The sequence below is a fragment of the Porcibacter vitabionis genome (assembly GCF_046263795.1).
In the GTDB taxonomy this organism is placed as follows: Bacteria; Bacillota; Clostridia; order Lachnospirales; family Lachnospiraceae; genus Lachnocurva.
Genome location: NZ_JBJYZD010000006.1, coordinates 69,806 through 85,031 on the forward strand (window position 1 = coordinate 69,806; position 15,226 = coordinate 85,031).

Annotated in this window: 23 protein-coding genes; 19 read left to right on the forward strand and 4 right to left on the reverse strand. The window is 44.9% G+C overall.

All coding sequences use genetic code 11. From position 1 onward, the window contains the following. Nucleotide 1: 1 nt before the first annotated feature. From ACKX2L_RS06235 to ACKX2L_RS06325, 19 genes are all read left to right on the forward strand, one after another. Nucleotides 2-2,809, forward strand: coding sequence for a DUF4116 domain-containing protein (locus ACKX2L_RS06235; RefSeq protein WP_497552875.1), 2,808 nt, complete (start codon nucleotides 2-4; stop codon nucleotides 2,807-2,809). Nucleotides 2,810-3,036: 227 nt separating this feature from the next. Continuing rightward, entirely contained in the window at nucleotides 3,037-3,789 is a 753-nt protein-coding gene (locus tag ACKX2L_RS06240; RefSeq protein WP_497550912.1) for a hypothetical protein, read from the forward strand. 16 nt (nucleotides 3,790-3,805) lie between these two features. Beyond that, nucleotides 3,806-4,099: a hypothetical protein gene (locus ACKX2L_RS06245; RefSeq protein ID WP_497550913.1), complete on the forward strand. Its 294-nt coding sequence runs from the start codon at nucleotides 3,806-3,808 to the stop codon at nucleotides 4,097-4,099. A 140-nt stretch (nucleotides 4,100-4,239) separates the two neighbouring features. Next, nucleotides 4,240-4,542, forward strand: a complete 303-nt coding sequence (locus ACKX2L_RS06250; RefSeq protein ID WP_497550914.1) for a hypothetical protein — start codon at nucleotides 4,240-4,242, stop codon at nucleotides 4,540-4,542. Beyond that, nucleotides 4,539-4,718, forward strand: a complete 180-nt coding sequence (locus tag ACKX2L_RS06255) for a hypothetical protein (protein ID WP_497550915.1) — start codon at nucleotides 4,539-4,541, stop codon at nucleotides 4,716-4,718. The genes ACKX2L_RS06250 and ACKX2L_RS06255 overlap by 4 nt, the downstream gene beginning before the upstream one ends. Before the next feature lie 204 nt (nucleotides 4,719-4,922). Continuing rightward, nucleotides 4,923-5,123: a defense against restriction DarA-related protein gene (locus ACKX2L_RS06260; protein WP_497550917.1), complete on the forward strand. Its 201-nt coding sequence runs from the start codon at nucleotides 4,923-4,925 to the stop codon at nucleotides 5,121-5,123. Further along, nucleotides 5,107-5,352 (forward strand): DUF551 domain-containing protein, encoded by a 246-nt coding sequence (locus ACKX2L_RS06265; RefSeq protein ID WP_497551039.1) that lies wholly within the window; start codon nucleotides 5,107-5,109, stop codon nucleotides 5,350-5,352. The genes ACKX2L_RS06260 and ACKX2L_RS06265 overlap by 17 nt, the downstream gene beginning before the upstream one ends. Beyond that, nucleotides 5,304-5,591, forward strand: a complete 288-nt coding sequence (locus ACKX2L_RS06270) for a hypothetical protein (protein ID WP_497550918.1) — start codon at nucleotides 5,304-5,306, stop codon at nucleotides 5,589-5,591. Before ACKX2L_RS06265 ends, ACKX2L_RS06270 begins: the two co-directional genes overlap by 49 nt. Beyond that, nucleotides 5,588-5,917, forward strand: coding sequence for a DUF551 domain-containing protein (locus ACKX2L_RS06275; protein WP_497550919.1), 330 nt, complete (start codon nucleotides 5,588-5,590; stop codon nucleotides 5,915-5,917). Before ACKX2L_RS06270 ends, ACKX2L_RS06275 begins: the two co-directional genes overlap by 4 nt. Before the next feature lies 1 nt (nucleotide 5,918). Continuing rightward, nucleotides 5,919-6,098, forward strand: a complete 180-nt coding sequence (locus ACKX2L_RS06280; protein WP_497550920.1) for a hypothetical protein — start codon at nucleotides 5,919-5,921, stop codon at nucleotides 6,096-6,098. A 114-nt stretch (nucleotides 6,099-6,212) separates the two neighbouring features. Continuing rightward, complete coding sequence (locus ACKX2L_RS06285; protein ID WP_497550921.1) at nucleotides 6,213-6,578, forward strand: DUF551 domain-containing protein; 366 nt, start codon at nucleotides 6,213-6,215, stop codon at nucleotides 6,576-6,578. A gap of 153 nt (nucleotides 6,579-6,731) precedes the next feature. Next, the gene (locus ACKX2L_RS06290; RefSeq protein WP_497550922.1) at nucleotides 6,732-6,908 is read left to right on the forward strand and encodes a hypothetical protein; all 177 of its coding nucleotides are present in this window, start codon (nucleotides 6,732-6,734) and stop codon (nucleotides 6,906-6,908) included. Further along, a complete protein-coding gene (locus ACKX2L_RS06295; RefSeq protein ID WP_497550923.1) occupies nucleotides 6,905-7,162 on the forward strand; it encodes a hypothetical protein in 258 nt (85 codons plus the stop codon). The genes ACKX2L_RS06290 and ACKX2L_RS06295 overlap by 4 nt, the downstream gene beginning before the upstream one ends. Before the next feature lie 3 nt (nucleotides 7,163-7,165). Beyond that, a complete protein-coding gene (locus tag ACKX2L_RS06300; RefSeq protein WP_497550924.1) occupies nucleotides 7,166-7,384 on the forward strand; it encodes a hypothetical protein in 219 nt (72 codons plus the stop codon). Then, nucleotides 7,381-7,569, forward strand: a complete 189-nt coding sequence (locus ACKX2L_RS06305; RefSeq protein WP_497550925.1) for a hypothetical protein — start codon at nucleotides 7,381-7,383, stop codon at nucleotides 7,567-7,569. The genes ACKX2L_RS06300 and ACKX2L_RS06305 overlap by 4 nt, the downstream gene beginning before the upstream one ends. Then, nucleotides 7,566-7,889, forward strand: coding sequence for a hypothetical protein (locus ACKX2L_RS06310; RefSeq protein WP_497550926.1), 324 nt, complete (start codon nucleotides 7,566-7,568; stop codon nucleotides 7,887-7,889). Before ACKX2L_RS06305 ends, ACKX2L_RS06310 begins: the two co-directional genes overlap by 4 nt. A 572-nt stretch (nucleotides 7,890-8,461) precedes the next feature. Further along, on the forward strand, nucleotides 8,462-8,893 hold the full coding sequence (locus tag ACKX2L_RS06315; protein WP_497552876.1) for a hypothetical protein: 432 nt from the start codon (nucleotides 8,462-8,464) through the stop codon (nucleotides 8,891-8,893). 198 nt (nucleotides 8,894-9,091) lie between these two features. Next, the gene (locus ACKX2L_RS06320; RefSeq protein ID WP_497550930.1) at nucleotides 9,092-9,316 is read left to right on the forward strand and encodes a hypothetical protein; all 225 of its coding nucleotides are present in this window, start codon (nucleotides 9,092-9,094) and stop codon (nucleotides 9,314-9,316) included. 212 nt (nucleotides 9,317-9,528) lie between these two features. Next, nucleotides 9,529-9,867 (forward strand): hypothetical protein, encoded by a 339-nt coding sequence (locus ACKX2L_RS06325; protein ID WP_497552877.1) that lies wholly within the window; start codon nucleotides 9,529-9,531, stop codon nucleotides 9,865-9,867. A 382-nt stretch (nucleotides 9,868-10,249) separates the two neighbouring features. Here the strand turns inward: ACKX2L_RS06325 and ACKX2L_RS06330 are convergent, their stop codons facing one another. Genes ACKX2L_RS06330 through ACKX2L_RS06345 form a run of 4 tightly spaced genes read right to left on the reverse strand, consistent with a single transcriptional unit; the run spans nucleotide 10,250 to nucleotide 15,222 of the window. Beyond that, entirely contained in the window at nucleotides 10,250-11,350 is a 1,101-nt protein-coding gene (locus ACKX2L_RS06330; protein WP_497552878.1) for a hypothetical protein, read from the reverse strand. Beyond that, the gene (locus tag ACKX2L_RS06335; RefSeq protein WP_497552879.1) at nucleotides 11,347-13,764 is read right to left on the reverse strand and encodes a transglycosylase domain-containing protein; all 2,418 of its coding nucleotides are present in this window, start codon (nucleotides 13,762-13,764) and stop codon (nucleotides 11,347-11,349) included. The genes ACKX2L_RS06330 and ACKX2L_RS06335 overlap by 4 nt, the downstream gene beginning before the upstream one ends. Next, nucleotides 13,761-14,873 carry a hypothetical protein gene (locus ACKX2L_RS06340; protein ID WP_497550933.1) on the reverse strand — a complete coding sequence of 371 codons (1,113 nt, stop codon included), beginning with the start codon at nucleotides 14,871-14,873 and terminating at the stop codon, nucleotides 13,761-13,763. The genes ACKX2L_RS06335 and ACKX2L_RS06340 overlap by 4 nt, the downstream gene beginning before the upstream one ends. 1 nt (nucleotide 14,874) lies before the next feature. Next, entirely contained in the window at nucleotides 14,875-15,222 is a 348-nt protein-coding gene (locus tag ACKX2L_RS06345) for a hypothetical protein (RefSeq protein WP_497550934.1), read from the reverse strand. Nucleotides 15,223-15,226 lie beyond the last annotated feature (4 nt).

Here is a 15,226-nt window from a genome sequence, read left to right on the forward strand (position 1 = left end):
TATGGTACTTTTTAATGGAGAAGCACAGAAATATACACCCAAGCATATCAAGAATGACAACATCGTGATCGACATTTTGTCAGACCGGCTGTTGGAAGAGGTTTTAGGATTCATTGAACAGGGAGAACCCCTGCCGGAGGGAACGACCGTCAAAGCCTTCCATCGTTCCGATCAGGAACCGCATTATGACATCGACAATCCGATCTTAGAGGACGGTGTCTTATACGATAATACATATCTGACCGAGGAAGACCTGATCGAAATGGACGATGACTTCTACGAAGAGCCGGATCTTTTGACGAGGTATCGCCCCTTCCGAAACGGGGTACTGGAACGGCAGCATAGTTTTTCTTCCTTTACCCCGGAGAAGAAGACATTGACCGATGAGATTCAGGACGCTCTGGGGATCCTGCCTACGCTGATGAACGTGTCCGAACCCATTCGGGAACGGATCCGCCTGTCGCAGGTTGGAAATGACCTGTTCTGGCATTTCAATGATGATGAGGGACGTATCTCTTCCAAAAACCGCTATCCGGACGTTGACACGATCCGATACTACGACAAATTCACCCCGTATGAGAAACGGATCGTTACCGAAGGACATATTCATCCACGGAAGTTTGTGGAATTAAAACGAAAGATCGAAGAAGAACGACCGGGATACATTTTAACCAAACAGGCGTTTGACCTGATGAAGGATAAAGAGAGCAATTACTATATCAGCGGAACAACGCCCATCGTAACCGTTGGTTCTTCCCTGTCTCTGGAAGACGTCCGAAGGGCGTTACTATATCCGTCTATGGAAGTTCAGCACGCAAACGAAATGGATGAGTGTGTCAATAAGGCGGATGCAGAGTTCAAGCGAATCATTGGCCGATCTCCACGGGTCTTACGGGAATATGTCGTTTCTCATTGCATGAGAGAAGGACACGTCCTGTCAGATGACGAAATTCGGAAAATGGTCGCCGACTTCTCTCTTCCGAGCCTGAGTAAGGTGGCACGGATGCACAACTTTGCCCTGTATGCCCTTGCCGACAAAATCCGTTTTCAGGAAACACCGAAGGAACACATTGAAGCCTTTGCAACATTCCTTGACCCGAATAAGATAAATCTGTATGAAAAACGAGGGTTCTTTACATGGTACAACGCTCATAAGGACATGAAAACGGCAGAACTGATGACGGTCATGGAATCCATTGACGACATTAAGGAATTCGGCGAAAACAAGTCCGTAACAGAACTAATCTATGACATCAGGCAGAACCGTGGGAAACAGGATGCGGAAAGGTTTAAGAACAGTTACCGCATTGATTTTGCAGATACCGACCTTTCCATCCGTGGACGAAACATTGAAGTGACGGACGGCAAGTACACCATTCTCATGTTGGATGCGAAGGACTACCGAAATCTTCTGGTCGGCTATGATACGCATTGCTGCCAGAGATTCGATGAAGCGGGCGAGTCCTGTGTCCGTGACATTATCACCAGTCCGACCTCCGGAATCACGGCGATCGTCCGAAACCGTGACATGAAGGACGGACAATGGGTTTCCGGGAAATGTCTGGCACAGGCCTATACCTGGGTCAATGAAGAGCATAGCACCATCGTGTTCGATAACATGGAGTTTGCAGACGACCGGAAGGTGTCGGAATTCTCTGACCTGATTGCGATGTGGGCGGAGCGAATGCCTTATCAGAACGTACACGTTGGCACGGGCTATAATCAGGGCATGACCGGTTGGGGCATTCGTGTTCCAAAAACGGTTGCCAAGCCCACCTTGTACGATGGCGATTCTCTGTATAGCGACTATCACGAAAACGCACGAGCCTTGAAGAATAACGGTGCTATGATGCTTGCTATCAAACACCCCGAAAAGCTCCATGTCAGCGAGAGAGCACTCATTCCGTCACGCTATGACCTTTTGATGAAACCGGAACTGGCGTGGTTGTCCCATGTGGTTATGCCACTACCCAGTCGGTTACATCTGGGGCAGGCATTCCTTTCTGATCCGGACAACAAGGACATTCAGATGCGAGCAGTTCGGTTAAACGGTGAAGCCATTAAGTTCATTGAACACCCTGACCTTACGGTTCAGCAGGAAATCGTGCGGTGTCACCCGGAACTCATTCCTTCGATCCAGAACCCCGACCCGTCCATCTACAATATCCTTTTGGAACAGAATCCCAGAGCCATTCTTACCATGGCACACCCGTCTAAGGAAGCATGGCAGATTGCCCTGTCGAGAAACGGACTGTTACTGAAGAACTGCCCCTATCGGGACAAGGACTTGGTCTTATCCGCCGTACGGCAGAACGGCATTGCCATTCAGTTTGCGGGGAATCTCCAGAACGACCCGGAAGTGCAGATGGAAGCCGTAGAGCAGAATTCGATTGCCTACAAGCACATTCAGAACCCGACCGAAGAGGTGACGATTCTGGCTGCCGAAAAGAATATCGACAATATCAGCAAAGAAACCGACCTGCCGATCCTCATGCAACGGGAACTGGTCGAGGACAATCCCACCAATATTCTGAATTTTAAGGACAAGGCAGACCCGAGCGTGGTGCTTTTGGCTTTGAGTAAGAACGGACTGTTACTTCGGAATTTCCGTCAGGCAGACGAAGAAATGCAGATGACTGCCGTGCAGAACAACGGTCTTGCCATTCGATATATCCGTACCCCAAGCATGGATCTGCTTAAAGCAGCCTACGAGAGCAACCCCCGTTCTCTTCGGTATATGCGGATTACACCAAACCAGAAGGCAGAACTCCTTCGGGAAGTCGAGGAAGGCGAAGAACTAAGCCGTTAACAAAGGTGACTTACAAAAGGACGGGCAGGTAAAGTTCGACCTTCGGTCATTAACTCTGACCCTTTGCTTTGCAAAGGCTCAGAAACTGCCTGTCTCTTTTTGTACTGAGAGAAATACACGAATATGAAAAGTCATCTCCGTATGAATTTGGGGGTATGGACATCGAAATGGTATAATGAAATTGTAAGGAAATATAGTTACGTTTGAAAATGTATTGAGGTGGATTTATGGAAATGTTATTGGCTGTATTCATGGTTTTGAAAGCATTGTTTTGGGGAATTGTATATACCTTTGCGTATAAGACGCCACGGACGATTGCCCTTTCTATTCTTATTCCTGCTGGCGTTTATGGTCTCCTTTCGGCAAGCCATGTAGGAAATATGACAACGGCGATGATGGCTATTTTTGCCCTGCTTTTGTATTACAGTATCGAGTTTCATTTCTTTACCAAGGTTGCGATTTTTGCGTTGGGTATGCTTGTCGTATTCATCACAAGTTTTACCATTATCGCTCGGACATGGAATGCAAACGAGGACGCTGTAGACATGGATACTGTTTACCCTGTTATCGGTCAGATCATAGACCAGTCGCAAACAGATAAAAAACTCAATCCTGTCAATTCGATAAAGAAATTTGCAGTCGTTGGTATGACGGCAGACGCTTACCATTATGGTGTGTCTGATGCTGAACACCCTGAGCTTTTAACTTCTCCTGTCTATGCCAATCCAAAGTATGCCAAGGAACGGGTATTACTGGAGAAGTACAAGGCATTGGAAGATAAGAAGAATACGGAACTGAACGCTTTACGGCAAGACGAAAGGTCGGACTGGTTGAAGACGTATGTGAACAAGCCAGTCGCTTATGCCGTCCAAGAAATCGGCTTTTGTTTCCGCTTTGCGTGGATGGAGCTTGCACCACTCTTCCTGCTCCTCGGCGGGATTACGGTTGGTCTGGACGTGCTTTTGATATTTCTGCTTTGAACTTTGGGAGGGTTTCATGAACGTTTATCTTGTGGTCTTTTGTATTGCATTCCTCATTGCCATCTACCGTGTGGTTCGTACCTTCTTGGTTCAGCACGGTGTGGAACATGGCATGACCGAGCATGAAGCTCAAAGGCGGTATGACAACCTCTTCTCCCTGCTTTGGATACGCCATCGGGAGAAACGGAAGAAACAACAAACGAAGGTATCGGACAAACCATTAGACGTACCCAAGACCGAGCCAGAGACACCCAAACGGGTACAAACTCGATGGACGTCCATCGGAACAAAGGTTCGGAAAGAACGCTAAAGAACAACCCCTTGCATCCTACGATGTGAGGGGTATTTTTTTGCCTTTTTCTGCAACTTCTTCCCCACTCAACTTGACGTATTATATAATGATATGCTATTATATAACTATCAAAGGAAAAGAGAAAGAGAGGACAGAAGATGTATTTTATTCGGGAAGAACGGGATAACGGACAAGTTTTTATCCATAGATATAACAGATACAGAAAAGAGGAAGAAGTTCTTTATTTTGCAGACCATATGTGGGAGCAATACATCTCTGACAATGAGAAAAGCCACATCACATCCTTCTGCCTGATGGAATCTGAGCCTTCGCAAAGCAAAGGCGAAGAATTAAAGACCGAAGGTCGAAAGTCAGAAGACCCTGACGGAAACGATGGCAGAATAGTGAAACGGTACAAGGGAAACGACCGTTTACACGATGGAAAGGAAAAAGAATTATGATGACAATTACCTGTTCCGAAGCGGAAAAAGAGTGGTTGGAAAAGCTGATGATCGAAAGCGAGCATTGTGACCTTGATTGTCATTGTGACCTGTTAGGCGACACCAGTAAAACAAATATGCGTCACATCTGCAAGGAGTGTATCGAAGAGAACGTAGACTTCGAGATCGAGAGGTAGAAAGGACAAAGCCCATGAGGTACGGTGTCTATCAATGTAAAGAAACGAAATGTACAACCTACTGGGCATTCTCCTCGGATATCTGTGAAGAAGCAGAAAAAAGGGGATTTATGAAGGTAAAAGAGACAGAAACGGAAATGGAAGCCATTCAGGAAGCGAGACGATTAAACGCCCTGATAGCAAATCAGAAAGGAAGACATTGAAATGTTCAAGTACGGTATGCGACTTCGCCCATTTTCCATTGGATGTCAGCCGATGGCAGGATTGCTGAAAGTGGAGGAGGATCCGACAGGGGACTACTGGAACATCCTCTACTATGCCGACCCGCTGAACGACCATGAGCAGGACGGATTTGAACTGGACTATCTGGGAGAGGAAAGGGAGAAGGATGACTACGACAGATAACAGATTGATTTCCTGTAATGAGAGAATGCCAGAGCACAACGAACGGTATGAGGACAGGACACGCAAACACTATCTCATTCTGGACGAATATGGAGACTTCCACGTTGCTTATTACACAAGCATCGGATGGATTCCAACAGACGGTTTCCATATCACAGACAATGAAGTGGAAGTAATCGCATGGATGCCACTACCGGAGAGACTGGAAATAGAGAGGGAAGAAAGATGACGAAAGCAGAAATGATGGATTCACTCAATCGGGCAAAAACATTATTAAAAGCCACAAAAGACCTGTTAGAGAAACAGGAAAATTCTTATTATGTTCTGAATTTATTAGAAGAAACCGTTTTCTATGATGGGGCAGAGTGTGATGGCACTTGTTTGAAAGACGATATAGACGATTGGTTCGATGAATTAGAGGAGCAGACAAAAACGGAGCCTAGGGAAGAGGAGAGGGGAGAAAGATGACGAGAGAGGATGCAATCAACAGAGTTCAGGGGTATTTGACCGATTATCTTCCAGTCGAAGACCTTGACGAATTGGAAGAAATTATCAAAGCTCTAAAGCAAAAGCCAAAGTGGATTTCTTGCAACGAACGACTTCCGAAAGAATCTGGTAAATATTTGTGTACATTCGGTGGGACGAATCTTACAGGAATTGACTCATATACTACGGAATCCTATGCGAAAACAATCTTTGATGTTGCCGAAGAATGTGATATTGGTTGGCAGTCAAAAAATGTAATAGCGTGGATGCCGTTACCGATTCCGTACAAAGCAGAACTGGAGAGATGAAATGACGATTGACGAAGCAATTCAAAGATATGTCGATAATGCCGAATATGAACGTACTCACGGAAACTTACAAGGGTTTTTGGAATTCACGCAGTTGGAGAAGTGGCTAAAAGAATTAAGAGCTTATCGAAAGATAGATGATCGCTTGAGGGCAGAAAGTAAGGAACGAAATGACAAGTGAAGAATCAAACGCAAGACGGATATGCTGCCCTATGTGTGACAAGAAGAAGTGTGACAGAGAAGCGGATGACTGCGATGTAAAAATTTACTTGGAAAGCAGGAAAGGTGAAGAAGAATGACCATACAGAAGAAGGCAATCGAACAACTGGAACGGATCAGCAACCATTTAGCTTCCATCGGAGAAAAAGAAGACTACACCGATGTGGCCATTCAAGCCTTAGAGCAGACAAGATGGATTCCTTGCAGCGAACGACTGCCGAAAGAAAACGAGTATGTGGACAATGTAAGAAAACATTATCTCGTACAGAACGAGTACGGAGATATGTTCGTTGCAAGCTATATCAAGAAGGACTATTGGGAAGAGATTTATCACATAGGACCTGTTACCGACAAGATTGTAGCGTGGATGCCGTTGCCTGAGAGGTATCAGGAGAGAGAAAAAGAGGAAGAAGTGCATGAGTATTCTGACAAATCCCTCTGACACACTTACGCTCAAAACAATGTACAAGTGTCAGAAGAAAACAATTCGTTTTCACACCTCTTCCATCGTAAGGACGGGAGGGGAGAGTGGAATCGAACTGACCGAACGGTGCAAGAATTTCTTGGACGAACTAAAAAAGGATGGAAACAAGATATGGCAGATATAGACGAGAGATACATAATCAACATCTTAACCACATTGGATAATCTCAAGGATGAGTATGGCGATACGTTTTCCTCTGCTTATCCGGAAGAAGCCAAGCTGATCGAAGACGCTCTTTACTTGTATTACGACAAGGTTAAAGAGGAAAGGGGAGAAGAAAAGATATGAGCGACTTAATCAAAGAGACGGTCTTTTATAAAAAAATCACCAGTAGGATCTATGACGATGGTAAGCCGCTATGCAGGCATGAAGTTACAGAAGAAGAAATCAATATCATTACTTGCAAAGAGTGTAAGTATTGGAACAGGAAGGAAGGGTATTGCAAGCATTTATCTACCAAAATGGGGTATTTAGAGGATGAGTGCTATCTGGTATGTACAGATGCAGACTTCTTTTGTGCAGATGGAGAAAAGAGGGAATAAGGCATGAGTGTTCCAATCAATGAACAGGAGACGACCTTTGTTTTCAAGCGGAATAGCGACAAAGCGACGATTCACTCCTCTGACGAAACCGTACTTGCAAAACTGCATGAGTTTGTGAAGAAAAACCCGAACGAATGGAAACTGATCGATCAGGTCAAAATAGGCGAAGAAATCGTCAGCGAAACGTTCGAGTGTCCACGAAAGGAAGGAAATAAAGTATGAAGTATGTGGCAATTTTAGATAGCCTTGATGAATTATCAGAAGAAGCAATCGAACAGATGAAGAACGTAGTTTTTTCCGGTGGCGGTGAACAAGCCCCGTGGTGCTTTGACATTACAAGTATTGAGAAGGTCAAAGAGGAAGTCAAAGAGGAAAGAATAGAGGATAAAGGAGAAGAAAGAGTATGAGTATTTCTACAAGAGAGCAAGAAACAACAGTTGTTTTTGAACGTAATTCCAAAAAGGCAACCATTTATACCTCTGACGCAACAATGCTTACAAAATTACACAAACTAATGGAGAAAAACCCTAAAGAATGGAGACTAATTGGTAAGGGAAGATTAAACGGAGATATAGTTAGCGAGACTTTCGAGTGCCCGAAGAAATTGATTAGTTTTAGAACGTCTACGACTTCAAGAGTGATGACGGAAGAACAGAGAGAAGCGGCCGCCGAACGTCTGAAGAAATGGATGAAAAACAAGCGGTACGAGAAGGTAGAGGACATTTAACTATGAAGATTCGGATTGTGGTATATGATAGATGTAAGTATGAATACAATTCCAAAGTTGTCTGGATAGACACTCAGGAGATTACACGCTTTAAGGTGAAGCAAATCCCGAAAGAAGAGATCTTAAAAGAGACCAGTTTCGATAGTGTGGATCCTTTGGATGAATATTTAATTCTCGATTGGAGCAATGGGGGGAACAAGTACCTATCGAAACAGTTTTGTTGATATTTTTGCATATTGATATAATTGATATAATGGAGAAAAGTTCATTGTAACGATTGACAATAATTCATAGAGTATATGCTGACCTAACGGCGAACGGGGGAAAGAAAGGAAGGAAAATCACATGAGTGATTGTATGGAATACAAATCGAACAACGGATATATAGGCCGAATGTACGGCAAGTCATCCCTTTCAATCTTTGATGCAAACGGGAAAGAAGTATTCCATACAGGGTTTCGGAAATGCAATAGTTTGACAGAGTTACAGGAACAAGTAGATGAATTTCCAAAATTCTTAGCCGTAATCGGTAAAAGACAATAATCAGCAAAAGGCAATAGAAAGGAACAATAATGCAGAAAATTATCAGGGGAAAACGATATAATACAGAAACCGCACACCTTTGTGGGGACCGGGAATTCGGTGACACCCCAGAGGAACGTGCCTACGAAGCCTTATTCCAGAAGCGGACCGGGGAATTTTTCCTGTACGGATCTGGTGAATCAAAGTCCAAGTATGCCAAGGAAGTCAGTCTGAACAACTGGGCGTATGGGGAAGAGATTATTCCCTTGACCGAGACACAGGCAAAGGAATGGGCAGAAACCCATCTGTACCCGGTAGAGTACCAGAATCTCTTTACCATCAAAACACCGACCGACCCCGGGAAGAAGATCCAGTCCTTCTCCCTGTCCGGGGATGTGATCGCAAAGCTCACACAACTGTCAAGGAAACACAAGATGTCACGATCCAAGATCATCGAGGATTTGGTTCGGAAGGCAGACTGATTCCTTCCAAACTTGGAACTAACTTGGGACTAACTTGGAACTAACTCGGAACTGAAAATAGCGGAAAACGTCTCAAACATCGTCTTTGTTGACTCTAACTTGGGACTAACTTGGAACTAATTGCGACCAGATTACGACCAGATTATGACTAATTGCGACTAGATTGACTAGGTTGCAATTAGTATTAGGAGAGAAAGCATGGTAGAAAAGAAAATAGACTTTTGTACAAAATGCAGAAAAGAAACAAAATATTCCTTCACGAAGAAAGGCATCGTAAAGAATATCGAAGGCAGGGACTACTGCTTTTTCGTTACCGCAGCCATCTGTAAAGAGTGTGGTGCGATGATGAGTCCTCCGGGCCTGATCGACCAGAATGTTCGGGAAGTCGAGGAACAGTATCAAAAAATGCAGGAACGTATCTGACTTTCACCTGTTTGATGTTAGAATGTCTGAGCTTTCGTATAACGAAAGCGAAGAGTTAAAGACCGAAGTTCGACCTACGGTCGTTAACTCTTCGTTATCGCTCTGCGATAACTCAGAAGGTCGAACTTAGATTAACAGTTCACTCCACACCTCTTTACTTTATGTAAATGTGCCAAACGGAGAGACTTTTTTTTGATTTCAGGAGAACTAGAATGGATAAAAAAGAATCGATCGTCAGAGTTAAGACGTGGGAACGTGTCACAATAGACGGATACACGTTCACAGTTAAGGTGTTTTTCATCAATCACCAAATCGACAAAATACAGTTGGTTCCTATTCTGGAAAGGAAGGATCCGGGGTATCCCGATAAAGAATATCAGGAAGAAAAGAAGAAAGTGACAGATTCTTTTTTGCGTTCCAAACTGGGTAATCCTTCCAAAGAGAGCAAATCTGTCCTGTACTACGAATTTGACTGGGGCAGCGTTTCATCGGTAGCGTTTTTAAGTGGGCGGAATGAATACGCGGGTGGATTTATCGACATTTGTATGTAGTTAGTATATATTTGTCAAATCAAAGAGAAAGCGGCTTTCATCCCACAGGCAAGCCTGTGGGTTTTGCGCCGCTAATCCGCTAATTATAACCAGTAAAACAGTCTGAGAAGTACACTCTCTTTTTGAAGTCTCCGAAACTCCTGATAGTTTGGATTTGCTTGTAACTTCAAGAAAAGAGCGTCCGTATCCTCTTTGGAAACAACGGGGGCTGTATCTATTGTTGCACTAGAAGTCTTTTTCATGTTTTGTCTGTTTCCTCTTCTTCATCAATTATTTAGCCAACGATTGGTCAATTTTTCTCTACCTTTTCTATGCGTAAAATCTTATACAAATGACAAAAAAAGAGAGTACGATTAGGTACTCTCTTTCGTTTGGATCCATGTTACTGGGAAAGGTTCGAGAAGAACTGGTTCATGAGCTTGGCCGTGTTCGGACAAGCCTGAGCGAACGTGTCGGGATGTAGGACATACTCGGTAAACGCTTCCTCAAACCATGTTGCCGGGTCTGAGGTTTCTGTCATGGTATTGTCGACTCCGCTGATCTGATTACTCTCTGATATTGTGTTTTGCCAGTCAGGTTCATTAGACCACTTCTTCAGGTCATTGATCTGTTTGGCAAATTCCGTCATGATCTCTGTCTGGATCAGGTTGTCATTTGCCACGGTGTCCTGATTGACATAGATGGTTCTGGACGTGAGATCGGAACATACCGTTGCTCCATTGGAGCTACTCGGCATAGCGTCTGTGGTTACAATCTCGATCGAACCGCCTGCGGATTCAAAGGTCTGCCGTATCGACTGCGGAATGGTCTGATAAGCCGACTGAACGGCTACATTGGCGTTGTTCTTTTTCTCCGCATCTGCCTTGGCTTTTTCCGCTTCCTCGGCTTTTCTTTGTTCCTCGATTGCCAGTTGACGCTGACGTTCCTCTTCCTCCTGTCTGGCCTTTTCCTCGGCGGTCTTTCTGTTCACGAACGATGTCAGAAGGTCGTTCAGCGTATTGGAATCCCGATAGGCACTTTTATACTTTCCCTTTGCCATGTCGTCTGCAATCGTGGAAATAAGCGTGTTCTTCTCTGCAAGGACCTCGCTATCAGTATAATATCCGTCATCGCTCGGGAATTTGGACAGCGTATTCGCCTTTTCTGCAATGCCCTTGGAATTCCGATATGCCCAGAGAATCGAAGAGTAGGCATTGACCGGGTCTTTCTGTAACAGTTCTTCATACGTTTGGTTGGCAGAGTCGGACTGGATCGTTTCGGTCAGCAGTCGTTCTCCTGCGATTCGATATGTTCCTTCCTTGGGGTCAGAAAGCTTCGTAAATCCGTATGCGGCTAATGGATTCTCCCGTTTTGGTACGATCGTCTTTTTTTGTTCCGGTTTCTTTGGTTTCGGTTGATTGGTCACCATACCAAGGAACGCCCCCAGAGCCAGACATGGCACGATCAGGACTGCAATGAGCGTTTGTTTCGTAGTAGACTTCATTGGTTTTCATCCCCTTTCGTCAATGCTTCCGATTCTGAGTCTTTACTTCGTAAAGACGAAGCGTTAAAGTTCGTAGAACGAACTTCTGAGCCATTGCGTAGCGATGGCGAAGAGTTAAAGTTCAAAGAACGAACTTCAGTAAGACTCTTGTCATTGAGATTCCCGAAGATTTCGGAAAGCTGTTTTCTCGTGTCCGATCGTGTGTTCGTGTTCTGGATTTCTTCCATGTCCCTTGTCAACTCGGCTACGAAATCGTTTTTGTCTTGGTCTGTGCCCTTAAATGCTTTTGCCTTTTTCAGCACCTCGTTTTCCATCGCTATATCGTCTCGATAGTCCTTGACCGTATAGCCCTGTTGAATGACCTCGTTTGAGAAGTAATAGGGGAGCGGTTCATTCTCGTGCGGAATCGTAAGGTTCACTTTCAGCTTTCCCGTTCCTGCTGCTTCAAAATGAGCCGGTTGTTTTCTATTGACCAAATTCTGCATGACGTCTTTCCAGAGATAAGCCGGAGCGACCGAGGAGATCTGTCCGTCCATGCTTTTGGCATCATCACGTCCCATCCAGACGGAAGCGGTATAGTAGGGCGTGTATCCTGTAAACCAGACATCCTTGGTACTATTCGTTGTTCCGGTCTTTCCGGCAGAATCAATGTCGCCTTCGATCGGGCCTGCTTTCCTTGCCGTACCTTCCGTCAGTACGCCCTTCATCAGGTCTGCCATCTGGTCAACCGTGTCCCGGGAATAAACCTTCACTTCATCGGGTTCTTCATAGATATTGGTGCCGTTCATGTCAAGAACGCCTGTCACACAGGTCGGGAATCGGTAATATCCCTGATTGGTAAAGGTACTGTAAGCCGAAGCCATCTCCACGGGATTTGTACCATAGGTCATACCGCCGAGAGCAGTCGAAAGGGAATTGTCCTCGGGGGAAAGACCGCCAAAATACATTTTCGACAAAGCGTCCATTCCTGACGAAACACCGATCTTGGCAGAGAGCCAGTAGGCAGGACCGTTCATGGAACGGATCAGAGCCGTGTACAAGTCCACCGGAGCACCGCCAAGAGCAAGGACATTCTTACTATGCTTGGCAACGGACACCGTGACATTGGTGAGCTTGGAAGCTCGGTTATAGCCCCGGTCAATCGCAGGAGCGTAGACAAACAACGGCTTCATGGTAGACCCCGGCTGACGGTAGGACTGAAAGGAACGGTCAAACGACCCGCCGTTTTCCTGCGACCGGCCACCGACCGTTGCGATGATTTTTCCGGAATTGTTATCGTAGACCGCCATTGCTGACTGAACGGAATACAGACCATTGTCCCCTGTTTTCGGAAAGGACGACATCGCCTTGTCGAGAGACCCCTGTGCGAGTTGGTAAACCGCCGGGTCGATTGCCGTCTGAATGGTGTACCGTCTCTTGTAGAGCCGTTCCTTTGCTGATGTATAGGCATCTTTGTAGGTCCTGTCGTATGCCTTCTTTTCGTCATCGGTAGGGAATGCCGACTGGAAGGTAAATCCGTTTTCCCGCATCAGTTCTTCTACGGCACAATGAATGGCAAAGGACTGTTCTGCCGGGCAGGAAGAGGTGTTGAATGCCTTGGCGGATTCCTGTTTCGGCTGAACTTGGATCGGTTCTTTCTCTGCCTGTGCCTTTTCGGATGCGGTGATAAATCCGCACTCTGCCATATCATTTAAGATCTTCCGTTGCCTTTTGATAGCGTTGTCTTTGTTTTTCCACGGGTCATAGTAGGACGGACTGTTCGGGATCGCACAAAGGTAGGCGGTCTCACCGAGCGTCAGGTCTTTAGCAGGTTTTCCAAAATAGACATTGGCTGCCTTCTCAATGCCATAGATATTATTGGCAAAGCAACAGTTGTTGATGTAGAAAGTCAAAATGTCCTCTTTGGAATAATGCTTGGTCAGTTCATAGGCGTAGAACATCTCCTTGACCTTTCGGGAAATGGTCTGCTCAGGAGAGAGGAAAGTCATCTTCGCAAGCTGCTGCGTGATCGTGGACGCTCCATGCCGTTCTTTTCCCCCTGTCAGGGCAAACCGTAACAGGACTCGTGTCTGTCCTTTGAGGTCAAGGCCTTTATTTTTGTAAAAGGTTCGATCCTCAATGGAAATAAACGCCTGCTTGGTCCACTTGGGAATGTCTTTCCCATCCAGATAGGTAAAGATCTTATATTCCTTCGTTGCAACGGCAAGGACGTTTCCATCCTTATCAAGGATCCGGGATGCCATGTCGGGATAGAAGGTATCTTTCGAGGATAAGGCGACATCCTTTTTCGCCTGATCCCAGTCCTTGGACAGGGTGGGGTAGAAGGCAAGGAAGGAAAGCAGAATGCCTACGATTCCAAGCAGGATCAGATATTTGATTAAATTTCCTAAGATAGCAAGTGTTTTCTTTATCATCGTTCCAACTCTATTTCTTCTTCTTTTTCCTGTGTCATGAATTCTCGAATGGTAGTTAAGAAATTTTGAATCTCTTCTCGATCTGTTCCATGGATTTGTTCAGGCGGTGTGAATGGAAAGGCAAGACCTTCCGACAAGGAGAGGAACTTCTTGGTCGGGATACAAAGGGTATATTGAATCCGCCTGTCTTTTTTCCATGTAAACAGTAAATCGCCCAATGGGAATCCGAAGTCGTCCACTTCTTCATTGACAGAAAATCCGGGGCATTGATTCCGCACTAAATCGCTATAATCTTTGCATAATCGTTCCCGTTCCGCAGTTAAAAAATACTCGGGATGTTGTTCCATCTGGTAAAGGAAAAGACCTCTTACACGTTCTATCAGGTCTTTCGGATAGATTTTGGAACATTTATCCAAAGATACCTCCAAATCTTCTAACGTATATTTGGTTCGAAACAAAGAACTTACGCCACAAATCTGTTCAATGGCATTTACTTGCAAGGAATGTGTTTTCGAAAAAGGCACAGAGAAAGCCAGATTCGAGATTGTTTCCATCGAAAGATCCGGATGTTGTAATAGTTCCTTGGTCATAAAAGAACGACCATTATCAAAAACGATCGGCAGATATGTCCCGTCTGGCTTTTGAAGCAGGCTAATGTTTCCAAAATTCCGGTCTGTATTTAATACCAACTGGTCAAATTCCAAAAGTTTGCAGAGAAGTGTGCTGATGTCATATCCATCGGTTTTCTCTTTTGCAAGTTGAATGAACTCTCGAATGGTTTGCTCTGTTGGCTGCTCTTTTCGAAGTCGTTCCGGGTCAAAATTAGTCCTGCTAATGATATTCGTTCCTGTTACGAGCCGATTGTCTTTTAGGAAGTTGGGACTTTCGCATCCACGAAATGTAGAAAGACCTACCTGAATTCGCACGGGGCGATAATGTGCATGGAGTCCAATGTTTGACTGGTCTAAGAGGTCGGAACAGATTGTTTCCGCTAATCCTTCGCAACCACCGTATGATTTTTTATCATCCGCTTTGAGAAAAGAATCTGTCTTTGAATCATACCATTTTGACTGTGTTCCACCATTCTGTAATGGCTTTAAGAATCTCATCTTACTTTTCCTCAATAAAATCAATCCAACAATGATCTGCTGCAAAGCGTCCTTTGAAATAACGAACCAATGCTTCGGGGTCATACTCTTTCAGATGGCAGGATTTGAGAATGTCTTTAATATCAGAACGTCCTCTTGGAAAACAACGCTCTTCGAAGAAGTCAAGAACGTCTTGCCATGTCGGGTTTTGCTTTCCGTTGAACACTTGCAGAACCGGGGTTTTGTCATATTTATAATTCTGATACCTGACTGTCTGCCGGTCTGCCGACACCCAGACCTCTGTGATTGGGCTATCGTCATAGTCCCGAAAGATAAAATGAATCGGTTTCTGTTTTTTCTGAAATAGCATAAAT